Raw genomic sequence first — 22,626 nt, 5'->3', positions numbered from 1 at the left:
TGTCACAGAACGTTAGAACCAAGGGGGCCGATCGGTCCAAGAGATGGAACAGCTCATTTCGATAGGCCACGCCTATTAATTGGTTAAACTGACCCCATGCAGTTCCAGCAGCTTCAGTATTTCGTGGCGGTCGCGGAGACCCGGCACTTCACCCGGGCCGCCGAGCTGGTGCATGTAGCCCAGCCGTCACTGTCCCAGCAGATCAGGTCGCTGGAGCGGGAGCTGGGCGCCGATCTCTTCCGGCGCGCCCGGGGCAACATCACGCTGACCGACGCGGGCGAGGCGCTGCTGCCGCTGGCCCGCCGGATCCTGGCGGACGCCGACACGGCCCGCCAGGAGGTCCAGGAGCTGGCCCAGCTGCGCAGCGGCCGGGTTCGGCTCGGCGCGACACCGAGCCTCTGCACGGGTCTGCTGCCGGACGTGCTGCGCGACTTCCACGACCGCTATCCGGGCATCCGGCTGCTGATCGAGGAGGGCGGCTCACACGACCTGGTGCGCGAGCTCGCGCGCGGTGCGCTGGATCTGGCGCTGGTCGTGCTGCCGCTGCCCACCCCCTCCCCCGCGCTCACCACGGTGGAGCTGCTCCGCGAGGACCTGGTCGTGGTCTCCTCACCGCACTCGCCGGCGCCGGGCTCGGGGGACGTGGTCCGGGTACCGGACCTTGAGGGCGAGCGCCTGGTGATGTTCCGGCACGGCTACGACCTCAGGGAGCTGACCGTGGCCGCCTGCCGCGCCGAGGGCTTCGAGCCGGCCTTCGCGGTGGAGGGCGGCGAGATGGACGCGGTGCTCGGTTTCGTACGGGCCGGTCTCGGGGTGGCCGTGGTGCCGCAGATGGTGGCCGAGCGGGCCGGCCACGGGTTGCGGGTGACTCCGCTGGCCCGCCCCGGTCTGCACCGGGCCATCGCGCTGGCCCACCGCAGCGACGTCGCGCCCCCCAGGGCGGCGCGCGAACTCCAGCGGATGCTCCTGTCGCGGTGACCGCGCGGCCCCGGACAGCCCCGGTACACCCGGGGGCGCGGGGCCGTGCCGTGTGACACCTCCCGGGCCCTTCGGGCAGTGGGGGCATCGTCGCATGGGCGCGACAAGCCACGACGCGGGGAAGTGCGCGGCCCAACCCAACGAAAGCCGCACACCACCGCCGACCCAGAGGGACATTTCCAGACATGTCCGGACCACCGGCAAGACGGCGCTGAGCCGCCCCTCACACGGCGCGGGCGTCAGCCGGTCGCGTCGGCCAGGGCGAGGTGGTGGAGGCGGTCGAGTGGGCCGGGGCGGGCGTAGTACCAGCCCTGGGCGGTGTCACAGCCCATGTCCCGCAGGGCCTCTGCCTGCGCACCCGTCTCCACGCCCTCCACGGTCACCGACAGACTCAGGCTGTGCGCGAGTGACACGATCCCCTCGACGATCTTGAGGTCGACCGGGTCTGCGGGAAACTGCTGCATGCCCCGCGTGAACGAGCGGTCGAGCTTGAGAATGCTCACGGGCAGCCTGCGGAGGTTCGCGAGGTTCGAGTAACCCGTGCCGAAGTCGTCGAGCGCGATGTCCACGCCCATCTCGGCCAGCCGCCGCAGCGGCTTGAGGAGGTCGTCGTCGGCTCCGATCAGCGCCGACTCGGTGACCTCCAGGCAGAGCGCGGACGGATCGAGCCCGAGCCGGTCCAGGATGTCGACCGTGTCGGCGACCAGCCCCGGATGCTGGAGCTGGCAGGGCGAGAGGTTCACATTGATCCGCAGCGGCCCGGCCTCGGTGTGCCGCTCCTGCCAGCGCCTGGCCTGCCGCACGGACTCCTCGAGCACCCAGCGGCCCAGCGGCACGATCAGGCCGGTGTCCTCGGCCAGCGGTATGAACCGGTCGGGCCCGAGCACCCCGTGCTGCGGATGCGCCCAGCGCACCAGCGCCTCCGCGCCCCGCACGCTGCCGTCCCCGAGGTGCACCAGCGGCTGGTACTCGATGAAGAACTCGTCGCGCTCGAGGGCCGCGGGCAGCGCGGTGGTCAGGCCGTGCCGGGTGATGGCGCGGGCGTCCGCCTCCGGGTCGGCCAGCTCGTAGCGGTTGCCGCCCGCCGACTTGGCCCGGTACATGGTGATGTCGGCGCTGCGCAGCACCTCGGCCGGGCTGCGCTCCTTCGCGGGGCCCTCCACGATGCCGATGCTGCCGCGTACCGTCAGCTCACGGCCCTCGATGCGGACCGGGGTGCCCAGCGCGTTCATGATCCGGCCGGCCAGGTCGTCGACGTCGGTCTCGTCGGCGGGTCCCGACGTCAGCGCCACGAACTCGTCGCCGCCGAGCCGGGCGACCATCTCGCCGGGCGCCGTCGCACAGGCCTGGAGCCGGTCGGCGACCTCCACCAGGAGCCGGTCGCCGGCCGCGTGCCCCAGGCTGTCGTTGACGGTCTTGAAGCCGTCCAGGTCGAGATAGCAGAGGCCGAAGCGCTTGTCCTCGCCGGCCGCGAGCGCCTTCTCCAGGCGTTCGAAGAACAGCGTCCTGTTGGGCAGTCCGGTGAGCGCGTCATGGGTGGCCTCGTAGCGCAGCCGGAGGTTGAGCAGCCTGCGCTCGGTGGTGTCCTCCATCAGCGCCAGCTGGTACTGCGGGCGGCCCTCGGCGTCGCGGAGCAGGGAGACCGTCAGATTGGTCCACAGCACGGTGCCGTCGGGGCGGTAGAAGGCCTTCTCCACGCGGTAGTGCTCACGGTCGCCGCGCACCAGCTCCTCGTAGAGCCGCCATATGTGGGGGGTGTCGTCGGGGTGTGTCCAGTCGGTGACTTTGCGGCCGCGAATGAGTTGCTCGGAGCCGCCGAACATCCGCACCAGGGCGTCGTTGGCCTCCAGGACGGTGCCGTCCAGGTCGGCTATGCCGATGCCTATCGCGGCCTCCTCGAAGACCGCGCGGAAGCGCGCCTCGCTGGCGTGCAGGGCCAGGGCCACGGTGCCGCGGGCGTCCAGCGCCGCGCGCGCGACGGCCTCCTGCTCGGCGAGGGTGCGCTCGCGCAGGGCGCCGGCGAAGCCGGCCGCGACGGCGTGCTGCACCCGGGAGCACCGGGACCGCAGCTCCTCCTGGGGGCCTTCGCCGCCGCAATAGAGCACCAGATAGGCGTCGACCACGTCGAGGGTGCGGCTGAGCGCCTCCGGGTCGGTGCAGTGCGCGTCGACGAGCGCCGCACCGACCCGCTGGCCGGGGGCGGCGTCGAAGGAGCGGGCGAGCAGCGCGTCGCGCAGCTGCCGGGCGAGCGGCAGGAGCCGCTCCTCGAACTCCGGGCGGTTCAGCGAGGTGGCGGTGACCGGGAAGACCGCCCGGCTCCAGATGGTCGTGAACCTGCGCAGTCTGTCTTCCGGGCCGTCCGGCTCCGCGGTCACGCCTTTCGCCCCACACCGGCGACGCCCCAGAAGGCGAAGGGGTCCTCCTCCTCGGGAGCGGTCACCGGCCGCCAGCACGGCAGCGGCACGAGCCCCGGTTCCACCATGTCGTACCCCTCGAAGAACCGCGCGATCTCGTCACGCGAGCGCATGATCAGTGGATTGCGGATGTCCCTGTACACATCCAGTGCTCTGCCCGCCTGTTCGGCCGGGACGGGGATCCCTTCTTCCGAGACGTGCGTGAGGATGAGCAGACTACCCGGTGCCATGGCGTCCCGGAGGGCGCGCACGGCTTCGTACGGATCGTCGGCGTCGGTGAGGAAGTGCAGCACCGCGACGAGCAACAGCGCGGCCGGCCGCCGCAGATCGAGCAGCCGTCCGACGGGTTCGAGCGTCAGGACCTCGCGCGGCCTGCGCAGATCGGCCGTGCCCGCGTCCGCCGCCGCATTGCCTTCGAGGACCGCCCGGCCGTGCGCGACGGCCACCGGGTCGTGGTCGACGTACACCACCCGGGCGTCCGGGTGGGCCTGTTGGGCGACTTCGTGGACATTGCCGAAGGCCGGGATTCCGGAGCCCATGTCGAGGAACTGCGTGATGCCCTCGGCCACGGCGTACTGCACCGCCCGCCGCATGAAGGCACGGTTCGCCTGGGCGATCCTCGGCAGCCCCGGCATGGCCTCCATGGCCTTGCGGCCCGCCGCCCTGTCGGCCTCGAAGTTGTGCGAACCGCCCAGGTAGAAGTCGTAGATGCGGGCCACGCTGGGCACCGAGACATCAATGCCCGGCGGTGCCCACGGCGGACGCTCCATCAAAGTCTCCAAGGCTCGGACGATCCGGTGTTCGAGCTGAGGCTACTGATCGCCCGCCAAAGGAGCGAGCCCAAACGGAAATTGGCGGTCCGTTCTCGGTCACTGCCTGCGGCAAGTGCCGTAAATCGACGGACGTAAAACCGTTGAATCTGTCGGAAGTCTGCCAAGATGCGCGTAGCGCACCTTGGGGCCGCTTCGGTACGCGGCAGCCGAGACCGGACCCCTGCGCGGTTCCGGGGCATCCCGAGGTGATGGCGGCTCGGATTCCGGTCCGGGGGTGTGTCGCGCACGCGCATGTACCGTCGTACGCCGGGTTCAGTCGCCATGACGGAATGGCCGGTTCTCGTCCTTGCGGATGCGCAGCCCGGCGTCCGGACAGGGGAGCGGGGAACCGCGCGACAAGCCACGACGACCGTCACGTCCAGGGCACCTCGCACGCCCTTCAGGCAGTGGGGGACGCCCCGCAGGGGCAGTCTCCGCCGCAGCCTGACCAACGGCCGGTGCACGGGTTGCCCGCGCCCACGCGGCGGAGCCTCCCCCACTGTCTGAAGGGCGTGGGAGTGCCCCACGACACGGCCTCGCGGCCCCTGTCGGGCGCCGGGCACCCGAACGGTCCCGCGCCTTACCCCGTTCGCGCGATAGCGATCGCGCCACGCCGCGCGCCTCCTTAGCGTAGGGGACATCGAGGTGCATACGACGCGAGCGGAACAAGTCCGCAGGGTGCTCCTCGGGAGGTGGAGGACGCCCCATGTGCGCCATACGCACCGCCTCGGCCGCCCTGCTCGGTGCCGCCGCGCTGGCCCTCATACCTCCCGTCCCGGCCGCCGCCGCCTCGCGGCCCGGTGCCGTGCCACCCACCGCCGCCGGCCTCGGTGACGAGCCGTTCCAGGCCATGGTCACGCCGGCGGTGATCGCCGCCGGCGGCAGGGTCACCCTCACCGCACGCGGCTGCCACGGCGACACCACGGCGACCTCCCCCCTCTTCGGCACGGTGACCCTCCAGAAGCACTCCGGCGCGGGCACGGCGACCGTGCCCGGGGCGGCACGGCCTCACGGGGCGCAGCGGGTCACCTTCGTCTGCGCGGACGGGCGTGTGCGGACCCGCGAGCTGACGGTCACGGCCGGCGCGGGCACGGCCCACGGGCGCGCCGCCGACGACGGCTTCGCGCGGCACGGTGTGCGGGCCGGCTTCGGTGGCACCCTGCGCGGCTTCGACCTGCAGGAGATAGGGGTGGGCGCGGCGCTCATCGCCGGCGCGCTGGCCCTGGTGTACCGCCGCGCCCGGCGCCACCCCGGCGTCGTGCGGGTGACGCCCGCCGAGTCCGGTGAGTCCCGTGTGTCCGCGGAGCGGAAGCGGACCGGGCGGGTGGCGGGGTGAGCACGGCCCTTCGCCCCGGAAGCGGTGGTCCCGGGGTGAAGGGCCGTACCGTACGGGCGGCCCGGGCACGAGGTGCGCGGCCGCGCTGCGTCAGAGGGGTGAGGGGGGCATGGGGTGGTCGGGGGCGGCGGGGTCGCGCCGGACGGCGGCCCCCACTGCCGTGCTGGTGGGGTGGTACCACGACCGGACCGCCGGGAGCGGCCCGGGATCAGGCCTTGCTCTCGGCGCGCCGGTTCCGCAGCACGAGGCCGCCGCCCAGCAGGGCCGCCGCCAGGAGCCCCCCGCCGACCAGCATGTCGCTGCCGGCGGCGCCGGTGGTGCTGCCACCGAGACCGCCCTGCACACCGCCGATGACGGTGAAGGCGTTCCGCTTGGTGAGGGTGGTGCCGTCGCACCGGGCCGTGACGTCGTACGAGCCGCGGTTGGCGTTGTTGAAGACCCGGACGGTGGCGGTGACGCGGTTGCTGTTGGGCTCGAAGGGCTGCAGCCGAGTCGTGGGGAAGGCCGGCGACTCCACCGTTCCGCCGGGGACCCGGCATTCAGCGGCGTCGACGGTGATGGTGAGCTGACCGCCGCGGGCGACGACCTGCGGGCTGACGGTGATGTTGTTGGGGTCGTTCCAGGCCGCGGCCGTGGGGGCGGCGAGTCCTACGGCGGTGGCCGTAAGGGCCGAGACCGCCAGGGCTCGGAATCTGCGCATGGGAATCCTCCGCGGAAGGCGCCCGGGGAGCCGTCCCCGGTGGGTCGGTGAACACGCCTTCCAGACAGACCCTCAGATGCGGTGCGCAGGGTCGCATGTCGGGACTCGTCCGTCCCGGTGAGACGACACGCCGGAGCCCCCTGCGCCCGCCTGGATCGCCGCAGGTCACCTCGCATCAGAAATTTCCCGGCGGGCGGGACTCGGATGGCGCACCGAAGTGTCGGCGCCACCCGTTCGCCGCTGCCGCGTCGCCGCCCGGGGGCGGTGCGCCTACCGTGCTGGTAAGCGCACCGCGCGGCTCGCCCGCCGCGTCGAGAGGGGATAAGCGAATGTTCTCGTCCGAGTCGGCCGAGGAGGAGGAACGGCCCAGGAAGCGCACGCCGTGGGGCGCGCTCGCGCTGGTCCTGCTCACCGGTCTCGCGCTGATCCGCAACGGCTCGGGGGAGTTCAACACCGGCCCCCCGCAGCCCGCCTCCGCGGCGGCACCGAGCGCCAGCTTCGCCGTCGGGGTGCCCGCCCCCGGGCTGCAGCCGCTGCCGTACTCGATGGTCGACCGGGTAGCCATCCCGGAGATCAAGGTGGACGCGCCGGTCACCCCGGTGGGCCTCGACTCGGACGGGTGGGTGGGTGCGCCGCCGCCCGAGGATCCCAACCTCGCCGGCTGGTTCACCGGCGCGGTGTCCCCCGGTGAGAAGGGCACGGCCGTCATCGTCGGCCATGTCGACAACGCCCGGGGCCCGGCCGTGTTCTACGGCCTCGGTTCGCTGAAGCAGGGAAACCACATCGAGGTCAGGCGCCGGGACCAGCGCACCGCCGTCTTCGAGGTGTACGGGGTCGAGCTCTTCGAGAAGGAGAACTTCCCGGGCGACCGGGTCTACGCCAGCACGGGGAAGCCGGAGCTGCGGGTGATCACCTGCGGCGGCGGCTTCTCCAAGCAGCGCGGCTACGACGGCAACGTGGTGGTGTTCGCGCGCATGGTGGAGGTGCGCTGACAGCCGTGCCACGCGGTCCCGGAAGCTGCTGCCGTCCCCCCGGGGTCCCGGACCAACCGGTTCCGCTAGCCTCACGGCTGTGACCGATCAGCAGTCCACCCGGTTCGAGCGCGGCACGGACGGTCCCAAGGTGATCGTCGTCGGCGTCGACGGCTCGGAGTCCTCGTTGCGCGCCGCCTCCTACGCGGGTGGGCTGGCCCGCCGGCAGCACGCACTGCTCGCCGTCGTGTACGTACAGCCGGTGATGGCTGCGGGCGCCGCGCTCGGGGTACCGGTCGCGGACACCACCGACGAGATCGCCGAGAGCCTGGCCAGGGAGATCCGGAAGGCGGCCGAGCGGGTGAAGGACATATTCGAGGTGCGCTGGGAGTTCCACACCTTCCGCGGTGACCCCTACAACGGCCTGGTGACCGCCGCGGACGAACTCAAGGCCGATGCCGTCGTGGTGGGCGCCTCGGAGCAGGCCGGCCACCGCTTCGTCGGCTCGGTGGCGATCCGGCTGGTCAAGGCGGGCCGGTGGCCGGTGACGGTGGTGCCGTAGGCCACCGCGGTGGGCCGGCGGAGGCAGGTGCGTAGCCGGCGACGGGGGTCTGGTGCGGTGGGTGCCGTGGCCGGCGACGGCGGACCGGTTCGGTGGTACCTGACCGGCGACGGTGGTCTGGTGCGGTGGGGTGCCGTGGCCGGCGACGGCAGGCCGGTGCCGTGGTTGCGGCACGAACGGTGACCGGTGGCCGTGGGAGGCACCGGGCGCGTACACACCGTGACGCACGTGCGACGGTGTGTCATGGCCGGGCGGCCGTGACACACGGTCCGTGGTGCGGTGTCTTCCCTCCCGGACGTTCGTCAGACATCATGATCGGCCATCAGCCGACTGCCGTCCGCGAAGAGGTGGGTCCTCATGGCGCGACTCCGTATGGGCGAGGGCGTACTCCGCCGCAAACCGATCGACCAGATCGCCGAGGCCGGGAGCGCGCCGGGCGCCGAGGGGGGCGAGGGCGAGCAGCTGACCCGGACCCTGGGCCTGTGGCAGCTCACCGCGATCGGGGTGGGCGGCATCATCGGCGCGGGCATCTTCGCGCTGGCCGGCACGGTGGCCAACGGCACCGCGGGCCCGGCCGTGCTGGTGTCCTTCCTGATCGCGGGGGTGGCGAGTGCGGCGGCGGCGCTGTCGTACGCGGAGTTCGCGGGGCTCATCCCGAGAGCGGGCTCGGCCTACACCTACGGCTATGCGGTGCTGGGCGAGCTGGCCGGCTGGTGCATCGGGTGGGACCTGCTGCTGGAGTACACGGCGATCGTCTCGGTGGTGGCGATCGGCATCTCCGGCTACTTCACCTTCCTGCTCGGCGACATGGGCGCCCACCTGCCGACCTGGATGCTGGGCGCGCCCGGCACCGGCAGCGGCCACCGGGTGGACCTGATCGCGGCGCTGCTCTGTCTGCTCATCGCCTACCTGCTCAACCTGGGCATCAAGAACGCCGCGCGCTTCGAGACGTTCGTGGTGGGCCTGAAGGTTCTGGTCGTGCTGCTGGTGATCGGCGTCGGCTTCTTCCACATCAGCACCGGCAACTACCACCCGTACTTCCCCTACGGGGTAGGGGGCGCCTTCACGGGTGCGGCGACGGTGTTCTTCGCGGTGTTCGGCTACGACGCGATGAGCACGGCCGCCGAGGAGTCCAAGGACGCCCAGCGGCACATGCCGAAGGCGATCATCTACTCGCTGGTGATCGCGATGGTGCTCTACGTACTGGTCTGCCTGGTGCTCACCGGCATGCAGAACTACCGGCACATCGACAAGGCCAGCGGGCTGTCCTCGGCGTTCAAGTCGGTGGGGCTCGGGTCCCTCGCCGACGTGATCGCGGTGGGCGCGATCATCGGCATCCTGACCGTGATGTTCACCTTCATGCTGGGGGTGACGCGGGTGTGGTTCTCGATGAGCCGGGACGGGCTGCTGCCGAAGTGGTTCGCCAAGACCCACCCGACCCGGCGGGTGCCCACCCGGGTGACGTGGATCGTGGGCGCGGCCTCCGCCGTCATCGCCGGGTTCCTGCCGATCGGCGAGGCGGCCGAGTTGACCAACATCGGCATTCTGCTGGCGTTCGTGGTGGTGTGCGTGGCAGTGATCGTGCTCCGCTACCGCCGGCCCGACCTGCCCCGGACGTTCCGCACCCCGGGCATGCCGGTGGTGCCGGCGATCGGTGTGGTCTTCTCCGTCTGGCTGATCACGTTCCTGCAGTGGGTGACCTGGGTGCGGTTCGCGGTGTGGTTCGCGATCGGCCTGGTGATCTACTTCGGGTACTCGCGGCGCAGGTCGCTGCTGGCGGCGCCCGCCGCGGGGGATGCGGCGCCGCCGAGCGCGCGGGACACCACCGCCCCATGACCGGACGCGACGCCGCCGCCCCTTGACCAGGCGGGACGCTACCGCCCCATGACCAGCCCGTCGCGGCCCGCGCCGCGGCTGAGCACCACCTTCCGGATCCGGTCGCGCACCGGCGTCAGCGGCCGGCCCCTGCGGATCGCCTCGTTGAGGTTGGTGACCCGCCCGGTCGCCGTGTCGTACCACTGCGGGATGAACTCGGCCCTGGTCACCCGCCACCGCTCGCCGTCCCGCCCGGGCGGCGCGAAGGTGAAGCGGGCGAGGGTGCCCTCGTTGCCGCGCGGGTCCTGCTGGCCGGCGTGGTTGACCATGTCGCCGGCGATCTGGTCGCCCATGCCGTAGACCACCCAGGTGCCGCCCACCTTCTCGTAGGCCTGCGGGATGTGGGCGTGGGTGCCCAGGATCAGGTCGATGTCGGGGCGGCCCGCGGTGCGGGACGCGGTCAGCTCGCGGGCGAGGGTGAGCTGTTGCGCGTCCGGCTCGTCCTGCCACTCGGTGCCCCAGTGTACGGACACCACGACCACGTCGGCGCCCGCCCGGCGGGCCGCGCGGGCGTCCGCGACGATCCGGTCGCGGTCGATCAGGTTGACCGTCCAGGGTCTGCCGACGGGCAGCGGGATGCCGTTGGTGCCGTAGGTGTAGGCGAGGTGGGCCACCCTGGCACCGCCCGCCTGGAGCCAGGCCGGGGTGTGGGCCTCCGCCTCCGTGCGCCCGGAGCCGGCGTGCCGCACGCCCGCCCGGTCGAGGGCGTCCAGCGTGCGCTGCACCCCGGCGGCGCCGTCGTCGAGCGTGTGGTTGGAGGCGGTGGAGCAGGCGTCGTACCCCGTGGCGTGCAGGCCGGCGGCGACCTCGGGCGGGGACTTGAACGAGGGGTAGCCGGTGTAGTCGCCCCTCGCGCCGTAGACCGTCTCCATGTGGCAGATGGCCAGGTCGGCCCGGGAGACCACGGGCTTGACGTCCGCCAGCATCGGGGCGAAGTCGTAGCCGCGGCCGCCCGCGTCGGCGCCGGCCTGGCGGATGATCGAGTCGTGCGGCAGCACATCGCCGGAGGCGACCAGCGTGAAACCGCGCGATGCCGGCCCGGTGCCCGCCGGGTGGGTGCCGGCGGCGCGGCCGGCGTGCCGCTGTTGGGTCGCGCAGGCCCCGACCGCGAGCAGCACGGTGAGCGCGGGCATCAGCGTCCAGCGCAGGACGCCCCGGATCCTGCTGGGCCGTGCGGTGCGGCGGGGCTGTGCGGTGGGCCGGCAGCCGCGGGTGCCCCGGATCCTCCCGGCGCCCGGGACGGCGGCGCGCCCGAGGCATCGGGCGGGTCTGCGTGCGCTGCGCTCGGGCATGGCTGGCCTCTCCGTGCGGTGTGCTTTACCTACACAATCCGCATATATGACTAATACGGAGTCAAGCAGCCAGGCCGCCCCGGTCCCCGATTCGGCGGCACCCAGGCAGCAGGGGTCCACCCCGGCCCACCCAAGCGGCACGAAGAACAGCACGACCAGCCACAACCAACCGCAACACCACCACCAGCCGAACGAACAGCCCCAACCGGCCCGGCCACCGACCGAAGAAGACCTGAGCACTCACCGCACCCCTTGAGCGCACCCATGACGCAGGGCCCACCCCGGCCCACCCAAGGGGCGCGGGGAACTGCGCGACCAGCCACAACGAACCGCGACATCGCCACCGGCCGAACGGACAGCCCCGACCGACCCGGCCACCGGCCGAAGGACGCAGCCGCAAACGCCCCGGCCGACGCCCGAAAGACGCCCGGCCGACGGCCGAAAGACGCACCCCCGGCCGCCCGGGCACCGGAGAAGGGGCGCGGGGACGCGACAGGCCCCCGGTCACCCGCTCACCGCACCGCTCGCCGACCGCATCGACCGCCCGCCGCAGACCCGGGCCGCCGCCCTGTCCGTGCCGCCCGGCCTGCGCTGGCATACGCCCATGACGGTGAGGACGCAGGAGCGTGAGCTGGCCGAACTCCTTCGTGAGCACGCGGGTCCGCTCTTCGCGCTGTTGCTGAGGCTGAGCGACGGAGACCGGCAGCGCGCCGAGGACCTGGTGCAGGAGACCCTGGTACGCGCCTGGCAGCACCCGGAGGCGCTGCGCGCCGACTACGAGTCGGTGCGCCCCTGGCTGTTCACGGTCGGCAGACGCCTGGCGATCGACGCGCGGCGCGCCCGACTGGCCCGCCCCGCCGAGGTCCAGGGCACGGAGCTGGAGAGCGCGCGGGTCTGCGCGGACCACGCGGAGCGCGCCGCCGCGATGCTCGACGTCCGGGAGGCTGTGAAGACTCTCACTCCCGAACACCGGGACGTTCTGTTGCAGGTGTACTTCCGTGGTGCAAGCGTGGCGGAAGCCGCCCAGGCCCTGGGGATACCTCCCGGTACTGTGAAGTCCCGGGCGTACTACGCGCTCCGCGCGCTGCGCCGGGTGCTCCCCGGTTACGCGTCCGACCAGGGATGAAACCACGGCTGAGGCAAAGGCTTCGCAAAGCGCCTTGCCAGTGCGCCGGTTGAGTACTCGGCTGGCCCATGACATCCGTGTTCCACAGAATCAGGGGCCCGGCCGTGGCGTGCCATGGACCGGAGGAAGGCGGGAAGGGATGCAGCACAGGGGCCGAGGAAGTACGGACGGCGCCGGCGGAGGCGAACTCACCGTCCCCATGGCGTGGTTGTACGCCGAGTACATCGCCGACGAGGTGCTGCGCACCGGGGACCTGATGCCGCCCACCTCGTTCGAGTTCCGCGCCGGGCGCGACGCCCTCGCGCTGACGATCTTCCTGTCCGCCCCGGACACGGAGCTCACCGGACCCCGCATCGTCACGCACCTGGACACCTGGCTGTCGCTGACGGCCTACGACCAGCCGTGGCGGGACTGGGTGCGCGAGCGGATGGCGCTGCTCACCGCGGACGCTGTGGCGTCCGGGGGCGTCGGTCCCGATCTGGAGCTCGCGGCGAACGCCTGGCGGTGGCTGGAGGAGACCGAGCTGCTCGCTCCCGATCTGGACGCGGTGCCCGGCGGCGGCCCGGTTCCCGAGGAGGACGAGGCGCCCCAGGTGTGGACGCCCGCCTGGCAGCTCGGGCTGCCGCTCGGCCATCTGGCGATCCACCTGTTCTGAAGCCGCGCCCTCTTGGCCCGCCTGCGCCGTGCCGTGCGCCGCGCGCCACCTGCGCCACGCCCCGGACGGCCCGGCTCCACGCACCGCCCCGGGCGCCCCGGCCGCCCCACCCGGCCCTCCGCACCCCCCGGCGAGCGCCGTCAGCCCGTGCCGTCCGCCGGTGAGGAGTGCACGCCCGCCCGGTACTTGGGGATCCGGATCGTGATCCGCATGCCCGCGCCCACGCCGGTGTCGATGACCAGCCCGTACTCGTCCCCGAAGACCTGCCGCAGCCGCTCGTCCACATTGGACAGACCGATGCCGGACGTCGGGTCGCCCTCGCCGCGCAGGATCCTGCGCAGCCGCTCCGGCTCCATGCCGACACCGTCGTCCTCGATCACCACCTCCGCCTCCGCGCCGGCGTCCTGGGCGCTGATGGAGATGCTGCTGCGCGCGACGGCGCCCTCCAGGCCGTGCTTGACGGCGTTCTCCACCAGCGGTTGCAGACACAGGAACGGCAGCGCCACCGGCAGCACCTCGGGCGCGATCTGCAGGGTCACCGAGAGCCGGTCGCCGAACCGGGCCCGCACCAGCGCCAGATACTGGTCGATGGAGTGCAGCTCGTCGGCGAGCGTGGTGAACTCGCCGTGCCGCCGGAACGAGTAGCGGGTGAAGTCGGCGAACTCCAGCAGCAGTTCCCTGGCCCGCTCCGGGTCGGTGCGCACGAACGACGCGATCGCCGCCAGTGAGTTGAAGATGAAGTGCGGGGAGATCTGCGCCCGCAGCGCCCTGATCTCCGCCTCGATCAGCCGGGTGCGCGAGCGGTCCAGCTCGGCCAGCTCCAGCTGGACGGAGACCCAGCGGGCCACCTCGTCGGTGGCGCGGGCCAGCACCGCGAAGTCCCGGGTCGCGTACGCCACCAGGGCGCCGAGCACCCGCTGGTCGACCACCACGGCCGCGGCCACCCCCCAGCGCAGGGAGCAGTCGGGGTCGCCGCAGCCGCAGTCGAAGGCGGTCGAGCGGCCGGTGGCCAGCAGCCCGGACAGCTTCTCCATCACGTGCCTGGCGTGCTGGTCCCCGCTGCCGTCCCAGGCGAGCACCGCCCCGCGGTTGGTGACACAGAGGGCGTCGGTGCCCAGCAGGGTGCGCAGCCCCCGCACCGCCTTGCGCGCGGTGTCCTCCGTCAGCCCGGCGCGCAGCGGGGGCGCGGCGAGCGACGCGGTGTGCAGGGTCTCGAAGGTGGCGCGCTCCACGGGCGAGCCGACATCGCTGCGGCCGTTCGGGTGCGCGCTGCGCCGGCCCACCAGGAAACCGCCCGCGAGCAGCAGCGGGCAGAGCGCGAGCAGCACGGCGGCCGCGGTCCCGGTCACTCCGGCGCCCCGGGTGCCGCCCGGCCGGGAGGCGTCCCCGGCGGCGGATTCGCCGCGGCCTCCGCGGCGGCCGCGGTCTGCCGCACGCTCAGCGACTCCGGCAGGTGCAGCCGGGTCATGGTCGCGCTGGTGTGCGGCGGGATGCTGCCCGGCGTGGCCAGCGAGACCAGCACCATGGCGAGGAACCCCACGGGCACCGACCAGATGGCGGGCCAGGCCAGCAGCGTGTGCAGCCACCCCGCGTGCGCCGGGTCCGCCCCCGCGACCGTCAGCGTGACCGCGAGCAGCGCCGAGCCGCCGCCCAGCAGCAGCCCCGCCAGCGCCCCGGGCGGGGTGAGCCTGCGCCACCAGATGCCGAGCACCAGCAGGGGGCAGAACGCCGACGCGGACACCGCGAACGCCATCCCCACCGCATCCGCCACCGGCATCCCGCTCATCAGCAGCGCACCGCCGAGCGGGACGCCCATCGCCGGTACCGCGGCCAGCCGGAAGTGCCGCACCCCGCGGGTCGGCAGCACGTCCTGGCTGAGCACTCCGGAGACCGCCATGGTGAGCCCGGACGCGGTGGACAGGAACGCCGCGAAGGCGCCGCCCGCGACCAGCGCCCCCAGCAGGTCGCCGCCGAGACCGCCGACGGCACGCCCCGGCAGCAGCAGCACCGCCGCGTCGGCGTCCTCGGTGCCGGTCAGCTCGGGCGCGTACAGCCGGCCGAGCCAGCCGTAGACGGGCGGCAGCAGGTAGAACAGGCCGACCAGTGCGAGGACGACGACGGTGGTGCGGCGCGCGGCCCGGCCGTTGGGGCTGGTGTAGAAGCGCACCACGACGTGCGGCAGGCCCATGGTGCCCAGGAAGGTGGCGACGATCAGGCCGTAGGTGGCGTACAGCGGGTGGTCGGCGCGGCTGCCCGCGAGCGGCTGGCCGGAGCCCGGCGCGGTGGACAGCGCGCCGGGGTCCGCCGGGAAGACCGGCTGGGTGCCGCCGTCGTGGCGCCAGGCGAGCAGCACGAACACGGCCGGCACCAGCAGTGCGGTGAGCTTCAGCCAGTACTGGAAGGCCTGCACGAAGGTGATACTGCGCATGCCGCCCGCGGCCACCGCGACCACCACCACACAGGCGACGAGCACCGCGCCGAGCCACCGCGGCGCCCCGGTCAGGGTGCCCAGCGTCAGCCCCGCGCCCTGCAACTGCGGCACCAGGTACAGCCAGCCGGCACCCACCACCAGGGCGCTGACGACCCGGCGCACCCGCGCGGACTCCAGGCGGCCCTCGGCGAAGTCCGGCAGCGTGTAGGCGCCGGAACGGCGCAGCGGCGCGGCCACGAAGATCAGCAGCACCAGGTAGCCGGCGGTGTAGCCGACCGGGTACCAGAGCATCTCGGGACCGTGCACGAGCAACAGCCCCGCGACGCCCAGGAACGAGGCGGCGGAGAGGTACTCGCCGCTGATCGCGGCGGCGTTGAGGGAGGGGCCCACGGTGCGGGAGGCCACGTAGAAGTCGGAGGTGGTGCGCGAGATGCGCAGGCCGAACCCGCCGATGAGGACGGTGGCGAGCACCACCACGGCCACCGCGCCGACGGCGTAGGCGTCGTTCACTGCGGTCCGGGGTGGTCGGCGCCGCGCACCAGGCGGGCGAAGTCGCGCTCGTTGCGCTCCGCGCGCCGCACGTACCACCAGCCCAGCAGCACCAGCAGCGGGTAGCCGCAGAAGCCGAGTGCGGCCCAGACGAGGGTGGCGCTGCGCAGCGCCGCGAAGAACAGCGGCAGGGTGACGACGGGCAGGGCGAGCAGGGCGAACGCGGCGAGGCCGGTGCGGAGCTGACTGCGGATCAGCGAGCGGACGTAGGCGGCGCCGAGCGTGGTCTGCTCGTCTATCTCCCACTGGGTGCGGTGCCCGGGCAGCCGGTGCACCCTGCGCGGCTCGCCGGTGACCCGCTCACGGCGGGGTGCGGGCTCGGCGCTGGCGGACACGGCGTGGAGTGTAGGCAGGGTGCCGGCCGAAGGGAAGCCGGGACACCCGTGCGGGGGCGGGTGGGACGCCCGAGCCACGACCGACGGGGCGGTGTCCGCGGACGGCCCGGGCGTGGACGGCGGGCGGCGCCGGCTCAGCCCTCCGCCCGCCGCATCAGCAGTTCGCGCACCCGGCTCGCGTGCCGCCTGCTCACGGCGAGCTGTGCGCCGCCGATCCGGACGCTCATGCCACCGCCGTCCAGGCGGAGTTCGTCGATCCGGTGCAGGGCGACCAGGTGGCTGCGGTGGATGCGCACGAACCCGTAGGGCCCCCAGCGCTCCTCCAGCGTGGCCAGCGGGATGCGCACCAGGTGGCTGCCGTCCGGGGTGTGCAGCCGGGCGTAGTCGCCCTGGGCCTCCGCGTAGGTGATGTCGGCGACGGCCAGCAGCCGGGTGACCCCGCCGAGTTCGACCGTGATGCGGTCGGCGCCCGCGGTGGGAATGCGTTCGGCGGCGGACGCCCGGCCGGCGCCGTCGGCGGGCGCGCGGTCTGCGGTGCGGGAGACCGCGAGCTGCCCGGCGACCCGGCTCACCGCCTCCGCGAGCCGCTCCCTGCGCACCGGCTTGAGGAGGTAGTCCACCGCCTTGAGATCGAAGGCCTGGACGGCGAAGTCCTCGTGGGCCGTGACGAAGACGATCAGCGGGGGCCGGGCGAAGCCGGCCAGCAGCCTCGCGACGTCGAGGCCGCTCAGCCCCGCCATCCGGATGTCGAGGAACAGCACGTCGAACGCTTCCTCGCCATCCGGTCCGGCCTCCAGGGCGCGGCCTATCCGGCGCAGCGCCTCGGTGGCCTCGGTGGCGCCCTCCACCTGACCGACCCTGGCGTCGGCCCGGAGCAGGTACACCAGCTCGGCGAGGGCCGGCTCCTCGTCGTCCACGGCCAGTACGCGCAGCATGCGGCTGGAGTCTAGAGGCTCGTGACGGCGCTGGGCAGCGGCCGGGTCCGGCTACTTCAGCAGGCGCGACATCCGGCGGTCGGCGAGGATCTTCCCGCCGGTCTGGCAGGTGGGGCAGTACTGCAGGGCCGAGTCGCTGAACGACACCTCCCGCACGGTGTCCCCGCAGACCGGGCAGGGCTCACCGGCCCGGCCGTGCACCCGCATCCCGCTCTTCTTCTCGGCCTTCAGCCGCCCGGCGGCCACACCCCGCGCCCGCTCCACCGCGTCGCCCAGCGTGCCGCGCATGGCCTCGTGGAGTCCGTGCACCTCGTCGGCGTCGAGGCTCGCCGCCAGCTTGTACGGGCTCATGCGCGCGGCGTGTAGGATCTCGTCGCTGTAGGCATTGCCGATCCCGGCGATCAGGCTCTGGTCGCGCAGGGCGCCCTTGATCTGCCGCCGCTCCCCCGCCAGCAGCCCGGCCAGGCGCGCCTGGTCGAAGTCGGCGGCGAGCGGGTCGGGGCCCAGCCTGGCGATGCCGGGCACCTGGGCGGGGTCGCGCACGACGTACACGGCGAGGCGCTTCTGGGTGCCCTGCTCGGTGAGGTCGAAGCCCTCGCCGGATTCCAGGGCGACCCGCAGGGCGAGCGGGCCCTTGCCAGGACGGGGCGCCCCGTCGGGCAGCCGGTCGCGCCAGTGGAGCCAGCCGGCGCGGGCCAGGTGCACGACCATGTGCAGGCCGTCCGCGTCCACGTCGAGGAACTTGCCGTACCGCCGCACGGCCGTGACGCTCCGGCCCTCCAGGGCGGTGACGGGCGGGTCGTAGGTCTTCAGGACATTGATCGCGACCGGCAGCACCCGCACGATGTCGTGCTCGGTCAGGTGGTCGCCGAGGAAGTCGGTGAGCGCTTCCACCTCGGGAAGTTCGGGCATGGCTCCAGGGTGCCACCACCGAGGGCGTCACCACTCTCCGTCACTCGCGCGGGCGCACCGTGAACTCGCCCCACACACACTTCCCGCCGCCGCGCGACTCCACGCCCCATACGTCCGCCAGCCGGTCGACCAGCAGCAGGCCCCGCCCGGACATGCCGACGGCGCCGGTGTCCCGGCGGCGCGGCAGGGCGCTGGAGCCGTCCTCGACCTCGACGCGCAGCCGCCGGTCGGCGCCGGTCAGCACACGGAGCGTGACGATGGCGGGGCCATCGGTGTGCATCAGGGAGTTGGTGATCAGCTCGCCCGCCACCAGCTCGATCTCGTCGGTGCGCTCCGCGGCGCCCCAGGCGTGCACCGCGGCGCGGATCATGTGGCGGGCCTCGTGGAACGCGTCGGGGTCGCCGGGCTCGATGTGCTGCTGGAGCCGGCCGCCGCCCTGCGGGGCGTCGACGCCCCTGCGGCGGAGCAGCAGCAGTGCCACGTCGTCGCGGCCGCTCAGCTCGTCCGCGGCCAGGCAGAGCCGGTCGGCGAGCCGCGGCAGGTCGCCGGGGCCGGTGGCGACCAGCGTGGTCAGGTGGTGCATGCCGTCGTCCAGGTCCCCGCCGGGCTTCTCGACGAGGCCGTCGGTGCACAGCAGCAGGGTCTCGCCGGGATCCAGCTCCACGGTGCTGACGGGGTAGGCGAGCTGTCCGAACTCCGCGGAGAGGCCGAGCGGCAGCCCGCCCTCCACGGGCAGCCGCCGGCAGGCGCCGTCGGTGTGCCGCAGCAGCGGGTCCAGATGGCCGGCCCGGACCAGCTGGACCACTCCGGTGGCGAGGTCCACTTCGGCGTAGAGGCAGGTCGCGAAGCGCTCGGTGTCCAGTTCGTGCAGGAAGACGGAGGCCCTGGCCATCACGGCGGCGGGCGTGTGGCCCTCCGCGGCGTAGGCGCGCAGCACGATCCTCAGCTGGCCCATCACCGCGGCGGCATGGGTGTCGTGTCCCTGCACGTCGCCGATGACCGCGCCGACCCGGCCGCGGGGCAGGGGTATCACGTCGTACCAGTCGCCGCCGATGCCGCGGCCGAGCGAGGCCGACCGGTAGCGGACCGCGATCTCGGCGCCGGCCACCTCGGGGATGGTGCGCGGCAGCATGGCCTGCTGGAGGCCCTCAGCGAGGTCCTTCTCCTGCTCGAAGAGCATGGCACGCTGCAGGCTCTGGGCGATGCTGCTGCTCAGGGCGACCATGACGTTCCGCTCTTCTTCCGAGAAGCCGAGCCTGTCGCGGTAGAGCATTCCGAGTGTGCCGATCGGGCGGGCCTGCGCGATGAGCGGCAGGTACGCGGCGGCCGTGATGCCCAGGTGGCTCAGCTGTGGCCAGAGCACCGGGTAGGACGAGGCGAACTCCTCCGGCGAGTCGATGAAGCGCGGCTTCAGCGTGCGGACCACCTCGCCCATCGGGTAGGGCTCGTCGGTCCTGGTGACGGTCGCGCCGGGTACCGGGGTGTCCGCGGAGCCCCCCGTCACCAGCCGGATCCGCCCGGCCTCCACCAAGCCCACGACCAGACTCGTGGCCCCCAGGTGCAGCAGCCCCCGGATGTCCTCCAGCACGTCGATGACGTCCTGGACGGTGCGGGCGTGGGCGAGGGCGGCGGTGGTGCGCTGCACGATGCCGGTCTGCCGCCTGCGCTCGTCGCCGGAGGTGCCGGTCCGCTCCTCGCGGTGCCGGCGGGCGGCCCTGTCGCCGAGCTCCTGGGTGGCGTCCCGCACGATGCCGAAGATGCGCCGCGGCCGGCCGGTCTCGTCGCGGCGTATGTACCCCTGGGTGTGCGTCCAGCGCATGGTGCCGTTGTGGCAGCGGATCCGGAAGTAGGTGCCGTAGTTCTCCGCGCCGGTCTTGAGGGCGCCGGAGATGACCGCGTCGACCCGGGCCGCCTCGTTCGGCGGGAAGAGCGCGCCCAGGTTGTAGGCGAGTCCGTCGTACTCGCCGGGCCGCACGTCGAGCACCTCGTGGCCCTGGGCGTCGAGGTGCAGCAGGCCGCTGTCGAGGTCCCAGTCGAAGCTGCCCATGCCGTTGAGCGCCAGGATGGGGTCCGGGTCGACCGGCCAGTCCTCGGGGAGTGCCGGCGCCTTCGCGCCCCGCTCGATCATGGAGCCACCTTGCCGCCAGTTGCCGACTCGTTGCGTCTCTACGGTTCCGTCACTTCCCCGCCGGTCCACCGCTCCCCCACCGGTCTGCTCCGTTTGTGAAGTTTATCTAGCTTTCATATGGCGTGCCGCTTCCTGCTCCGCCATTCCCCTCACTCCGCGGGCCCGGCCGGATGACCCCGCGTCACACTGGCGGCATGGAATGGTTCACGGCCGACGGCTACTGGATGAGCCGGCTGATCTTACAGCGGGGTCTCGCCGCCCTCTATCTGGTGGCGTTCCTTGCGGCGGCCCTGCAGTTCAGGGCGCTGATCGGGAGCCGCGGGATGCTGCCGGTGCCCGCCTTCACGGCCCGGGTGCCCTTCCGCAGAGCGCCGAGCCTGTTCCACGCGCACTACTCGGACCGGTTCTTCGCGGGCTGCGCCTGGCTGGGCTGCGCCGTGGCCCTCGCCCTGCTCGCCGGCGCCGACAACCAGGTGCCGCTGTGGGCGGCGATGCTGCTGTGGGCGCTGCCCTGGGCGCTGTACCTCTCGATCGTGAACGTCGGCCAGACCTGGTACGGCTTCGGCTGGGAGTCGCTGCTGCTGGAAGTGGGGTTCCTGGCGATCTGGCTCGGCAACGACCACGTGGGGCCGCCCGTCGTGGTGCTGTTCCTGCTGCGCTGGGTGCTGTTCCGGGTGGAGTTCGGGGCCGGGTTGATCAAGATCAGGGGGGACGAGTGCTGGCGCCGGCTCACCTGTCTGGACTACCACCACGAGACACAGCCGATGCCGGGCCCGCTGAGCTGGTTCTTCCACCACCTCCCGAAGCCGCTGCACCGTGTGGAGGTGGCCGCGAACCACGTCACGCAGCTCCTCGTGCCGGTGCTGCTCTTCACCCCGCAGCCCATCGCCTCCGTGGCAGCCGGCCTGATGATCGTCACCCAGCTGTGGCTGGTGCTCTCGGGCAATTTCGCCTGGCTGAACTGGGTGACGATCGTGGTGGCGTTCGCCGCCGTGGACCTCTCCCCGCTCACCGGCGGCCGCGACCAGCCGGGCGCGCCGCTCTGGTACGAGGTGCTGGTGCTCACCGTCATGGCGCTGCTGGTGGCCCTGAGCTACCGGCCCGCGCGCAATCTGTTCGCCCGGCGGCAGCTGATGAACTTCTCGTTCGACCCGCTGCATCTGGTGAACACCTACGGCGCCTTCGGCAGCGTCAGCCGGATCCGTCTCGAGGTGGTGCTGGAGGGCACCGCGGAGCCGCTGCCGCAGACGGACGCCGACTGGCGGGAGTACGAGTTCAGGGGCAAGCCGGGCGATCCCCGGCACTGGCCGCGCCAGTTCGCGCCGTACCATCTGCGTCTCGACTGGCTGATGTGGTTCGCCGCGCTCTCCCCCGCCTACGCCCGCCCCTGGTTCGGCCCGCTGGTGGAGCGGCTGCTCAGGGGCGACCGGGACACGCTGCGGCTGCTGCGCCGCTCGCCCTTCCCCGCGAAGGCACCGCCGGCGGCCGTCCGGGCCCGGCTCTACCGGTACCGGTTCACGACCCCGGCCGAGCTGCGCGCCACGGGCGCCTGCTGGGACCGCACCTACGTCCGCGAGTACTGGCCGCCGACCCGGCTGGACACCGCGGCGCGCGGACCGGGGGCCTGATGTATCCCAGGGGTGCCCCCACGCCTGCCCCCAGGACACACCTCGCGCCCCTTCCCGGGCGCGGCCCCGCACCCCTTCCCGGGCGCGGCCCGCCGACAGGCTGTGGTGCCGGGCTCACAGCCCGTAGACGCGGGTGGCGGTGCCTGCGAAGACCTGGGTGCGCTCGGCGTCGTCCAGCCGCTCGGTGAGCCGGAGCGCGGTGTCCACGACCTGCCCGTAGTCCGCCGCGAGGGTGCACACGGGCCAGTCCGAGCCGAACATCACCCGGCCGGGCCCGAAGGCGTCCAGCACGGTCTCGGCGTACGGCCGCAGATCCGCCGTCGTCCAGGAGTCCCAGGTGGCCTCGGTGACCATGCCGGAGAGCTTGCAGACGGTGTTCGGCAGCGCGGCCAGGGCCCGGACGTGGCCGGCCCAGGGCTCCAGGGTGCCCGCGGCGACGGGCGGCTTGCCGAGGTGGTCGAGGACGAAGGTGAGCTGCGGCAGCCCGGCCGCGGCCCGGACGCACGCCGGCAACTGGTGCGGCAGCACCACCAGGTCGTAGACGAGGCCCGCGGCGGCGACGGCGGCCAGGCCGCGGCGCACGTCCGGGCGCAGCAGCCACTGCGGGTCGTTCTCGCCCTGCACCTGGTGCCGAATGCCGACCAGGTGCCGCCCGCCGGGCAGCGCGCGCAGCGCCGCCAGCGACTCCTCGACGTCCGGCCTGGTCAGGTCGGTCCAGCCGACCACGCCCGCGACCAGGTCGCTGCCCTCCGCGATGGCCAGGAACTCCGGGGTCTCGGCGGCGACGGTGACCGTCTGCACCAGCACGCTCGCCCTCACGCCCCGCGCCCGCGCCTCGGGCGCCAGGTCGTCGACGGTGAAGTTCCGCCGGATCGGCGCCATGGCCTCCCCGGTGATCCAGTCCTGGTCGCGCACCGACAGGTCCCAGACGTGGTGGTGGGCGTCGACGATCCCGGTCGTCACCGCGGGCACGGGCGCCGCGCGCCC

At 73.2% G+C, this 22,626-nt stretch carries 19 protein-coding genes; 8 read left to right on the top strand and 11 right to left on the bottom strand.

The annotated features are described in order from the left end of the window. Positions 1-96 precede the first annotated feature (96 nt). The gene (locus tag ACSMXW_RS33545) at positions 97-978 is read left to right on the top strand and encodes a LysR family transcriptional regulator (RefSeq protein WP_485801927.1); all 882 of its coding nucleotides are present in this window, start codon (positions 97-99) and stop codon (positions 976-978) included. A gap of 239 nt (positions 979-1,217) precedes the next feature. Here the strand turns inward: ACSMXW_RS33545 and ACSMXW_RS33540 are convergent, their stop codons facing one another. Both ACSMXW_RS33540 and ACSMXW_RS33535 read right to left on the bottom strand, forming a co-directional pair. Then, positions 1,218-3,353: a putative bifunctional diguanylate cyclase/phosphodiesterase gene (locus ACSMXW_RS33540; RefSeq protein WP_485801926.1), complete on the bottom strand. Its 2,136-nt coding sequence runs from the start codon at positions 3,351-3,353 to the stop codon at positions 1,218-1,220. After that, the gene (locus ACSMXW_RS33535) at positions 3,350-4,162 is read right to left on the bottom strand and encodes an SAM-dependent methyltransferase (protein WP_485801924.1); all 813 of its coding nucleotides are present in this window, start codon (positions 4,160-4,162) and stop codon (positions 3,350-3,352) included. Before ACSMXW_RS33535 ends, ACSMXW_RS33540 begins: the two co-directional genes overlap by 4 nt. A 748-nt stretch (positions 4,163-4,910) precedes the next feature. Here ACSMXW_RS33535 and ACSMXW_RS33530 point away from each other — a divergent pair. After that, the gene (locus ACSMXW_RS33530) at positions 4,911-5,540 is read left to right on the top strand and encodes a hypothetical protein (protein ID WP_485801922.1); all 630 of its coding nucleotides are present in this window, start codon (positions 4,911-4,913) and stop codon (positions 5,538-5,540) included. 208 nt (positions 5,541-5,748) lie between these two features. Here the strand turns inward: ACSMXW_RS33530 and ACSMXW_RS33525 are convergent, their stop codons facing one another. Continuing rightward, a complete protein-coding gene (locus ACSMXW_RS33525; RefSeq protein WP_485801921.1) occupies positions 5,749-6,240 on the bottom strand; it encodes a hypothetical protein in 492 nt (163 codons plus the stop codon). A gap of 329 nt (positions 6,241-6,569) precedes the next feature. Here ACSMXW_RS33525 and ACSMXW_RS33520 point away from each other — a divergent pair, with 329 nt between their 5' ends. The 3 genes from ACSMXW_RS33520 (at position 6,570) to ACSMXW_RS33510 (ending at position 9,609) form a co-directional block, all read left to right on the top strand. Beyond that, on the top strand, positions 6,570-7,232 hold the full coding sequence (locus ACSMXW_RS33520; protein ID WP_485801920.1) for a class F sortase: 663 nt from the start codon (positions 6,570-6,572) through the stop codon (positions 7,230-7,232). Between the two features lie 79 nt (positions 7,233-7,311). After that, positions 7,312-7,773 carry a universal stress protein gene (locus tag ACSMXW_RS33515; RefSeq protein ID WP_485801918.1) on the top strand — a complete coding sequence of 154 codons (462 nt, stop codon included), beginning with the start codon at positions 7,312-7,314 and terminating at the stop codon, positions 7,771-7,773. A gap of 357 nt (positions 7,774-8,130) precedes the next feature. Further along, the gene (locus ACSMXW_RS33510; RefSeq protein WP_485801916.1) at positions 8,131-9,609 is read left to right on the top strand and encodes an amino acid permease; all 1,479 of its coding nucleotides are present in this window, start codon (positions 8,131-8,133) and stop codon (positions 9,607-9,609) included. A gap of 38 nt (positions 9,610-9,647) precedes the next feature. On the opposite strand, the gene ACSMXW_RS33505 is transcribed toward ACSMXW_RS33510, so the two are convergent. Continuing rightward, positions 9,648-10,781 (bottom strand): CapA family protein, encoded by a 1,134-nt coding sequence (locus tag ACSMXW_RS33505; RefSeq protein ID WP_485808468.1) that lies wholly within the window; start codon positions 10,779-10,781, stop codon positions 9,648-9,650. Positions 10,782-11,544: 763 nt separating this feature from the next. Here ACSMXW_RS33505 and ACSMXW_RS33500 point away from each other — a divergent pair. Further along, positions 11,545-12,066, top strand: a complete 522-nt coding sequence (locus tag ACSMXW_RS33500; RefSeq protein WP_485801915.1) for a sigma-70 family RNA polymerase sigma factor — start codon at positions 11,545-11,547, stop codon at positions 12,064-12,066. Between the two features lie 139 nt (positions 12,067-12,205). Further along, positions 12,206-12,721, top strand: a complete 516-nt coding sequence (locus tag ACSMXW_RS33495) for a hypothetical protein (RefSeq protein WP_485801913.1) — start codon at positions 12,206-12,208, stop codon at positions 12,719-12,721. Between the two features lie 140 nt (positions 12,722-12,861). On the opposite strand, the gene ACSMXW_RS33490 is transcribed toward ACSMXW_RS33495, so the two are convergent. The 6 genes from ACSMXW_RS33490 to ACSMXW_RS33465 all read right to left on the bottom strand — a co-directional run bounded on the left by ACSMXW_RS33490 (position 12,862) and on the right by ACSMXW_RS33465 (position 20,011). Further along, entirely contained in the window at positions 12,862-14,070 is a 1,209-nt protein-coding gene (locus ACSMXW_RS33490; RefSeq protein WP_485801911.1) for a sensor histidine kinase, read from the bottom strand. Continuing rightward, positions 14,067-15,662 (bottom strand): sodium/solute symporter, encoded by a 1,596-nt coding sequence (locus ACSMXW_RS33485; RefSeq protein ID WP_485801910.1) that lies wholly within the window; start codon positions 15,660-15,662, stop codon positions 14,067-14,069. Before ACSMXW_RS33485 ends, ACSMXW_RS33490 begins: the two co-directional genes overlap by 4 nt. Beyond that, positions 15,659-16,036, bottom strand: a complete 378-nt coding sequence (locus ACSMXW_RS33480; protein ID WP_485801909.1) for a hypothetical protein — start codon at positions 16,034-16,036, stop codon at positions 15,659-15,661. The genes ACSMXW_RS33485 and ACSMXW_RS33480 overlap by 4 nt, the downstream gene beginning before the upstream one ends. A 134-nt stretch (positions 16,037-16,170) precedes the next feature. Next, positions 16,171-16,971 carry a LytR/AlgR family response regulator transcription factor gene (locus ACSMXW_RS33475; RefSeq protein WP_485801907.1) on the bottom strand — a complete coding sequence of 267 codons (801 nt, stop codon included), beginning with the start codon at positions 16,969-16,971 and terminating at the stop codon, positions 16,171-16,173. A gap of 51 nt (positions 16,972-17,022) precedes the next feature. Further along, on the bottom strand, positions 17,023-17,883 hold the full coding sequence (locus ACSMXW_RS33470; protein WP_485801906.1) for an Fpg/Nei family DNA glycosylase: 861 nt from the start codon (positions 17,881-17,883) through the stop codon (positions 17,023-17,025). Between the two features lie 40 nt (positions 17,884-17,923). Next, complete coding sequence (locus ACSMXW_RS33465) at positions 17,924-20,011, bottom strand: SpoIIE family protein phosphatase (RefSeq protein WP_485801904.1); 2,088 nt, start codon at positions 20,009-20,011, stop codon at positions 17,924-17,926. A 194-nt stretch (positions 20,012-20,205) separates the two neighbouring features. Between ACSMXW_RS33465 and ACSMXW_RS33460 the strand changes: the two genes are divergently transcribed. Then, a complete protein-coding gene (locus ACSMXW_RS33460; RefSeq protein WP_485801903.1) occupies positions 20,206-21,639 on the top strand; it encodes a lipase maturation factor family protein in 1,434 nt (477 codons plus the stop codon). A 114-nt stretch (positions 21,640-21,753) separates the two neighbouring features. Here ACSMXW_RS33460 and ACSMXW_RS33455 read toward each other — a convergent pair whose 3' ends face one another. Next, entirely contained in the window at positions 21,754-22,602 is an 849-nt protein-coding gene (locus ACSMXW_RS33455; protein ID WP_485808466.1) for an amidohydrolase family protein, read from the bottom strand. Positions 22,603-22,626: the final 24 nt, after the last annotated feature.

Source organism: Streptomyces sp. DSM 116793, assembly GCF_057320905.1.
This window is presented reverse-complemented; position numbering and strand designations above follow the sequence as displayed.

Coding starts and splice junctions, on each gene's coding strand:
- ACSMXW_RS33545 (WP_485801927.1), top strand. CDS start 97: ATGCAGTTCCAGCAGCTTCAGTATTTCGTGGCGGTCGCGGAGACCCGG.
- ACSMXW_RS33535 (WP_485801924.1), bottom strand. CDS start 4,162: ATGGAGCGTCCGCCGTGGGCACCGCCGGGCATTGATGTCTCGGTGCCC.
- ACSMXW_RS33530 (WP_485801922.1), top strand. CDS start 4,911: ATGTGCGCCATACGCACCGCCTCGGCCGCCCTGCTCGGTGCCGCCGCG.
- ACSMXW_RS33525 (WP_485801921.1), bottom strand. CDS start 6,240: ATGCGCAGATTCCGAGCCCTGGCGGTCTCGGCCCTTACGGCCACCGCC.
- ACSMXW_RS33520 (WP_485801920.1), top strand. CDS start 6,570: ATGTTCTCGTCCGAGTCGGCCGAGGAGGAGGAACGGCCCAGGAAGCGC.
- ACSMXW_RS33510 (WP_485801916.1), top strand. CDS start 8,131: ATGGCGCGACTCCGTATGGGCGAGGGCGTACTCCGCCGCAAACCGATC.
- ACSMXW_RS33505 (WP_485808468.1), bottom strand. CDS start 10,781: ATGCCCGCGCTCACCGTGCTGCTCGCGGTCGGGGCCTGCGCGACCCAA.
- ACSMXW_RS33500 (WP_485801915.1), top strand. CDS start 11,545: ATGACGGTGAGGACGCAGGAGCGTGAGCTGGCCGAACTCCTTCGTGAG.
- ACSMXW_RS33495 (WP_485801913.1), top strand. CDS start 12,206: ATGCAGCACAGGGGCCGAGGAAGTACGGACGGCGCCGGCGGAGGCGAA.
- ACSMXW_RS33475 (WP_485801907.1), bottom strand. CDS start 16,971: ATGCTGCGCGTACTGGCCGTGGACGACGAGGAGCCGGCCCTCGCCGAG.
- ACSMXW_RS33470 (WP_485801906.1), bottom strand. CDS start 17,883: ATGCCCGAACTTCCCGAGGTGGAAGCGCTCACCGACTTCCTCGGCGAC.
- ACSMXW_RS33465 (WP_485801904.1), bottom strand. CDS start 20,011: ATGATCGAGCGGGGCGCGAAGGCGCCGGCACTCCCCGAGGACTGGCCG.
- ACSMXW_RS33460 (WP_485801903.1), top strand. CDS start 20,206: ATGGAATGGTTCACGGCCGACGGCTACTGGATGAGCCGGCTGATCTTA.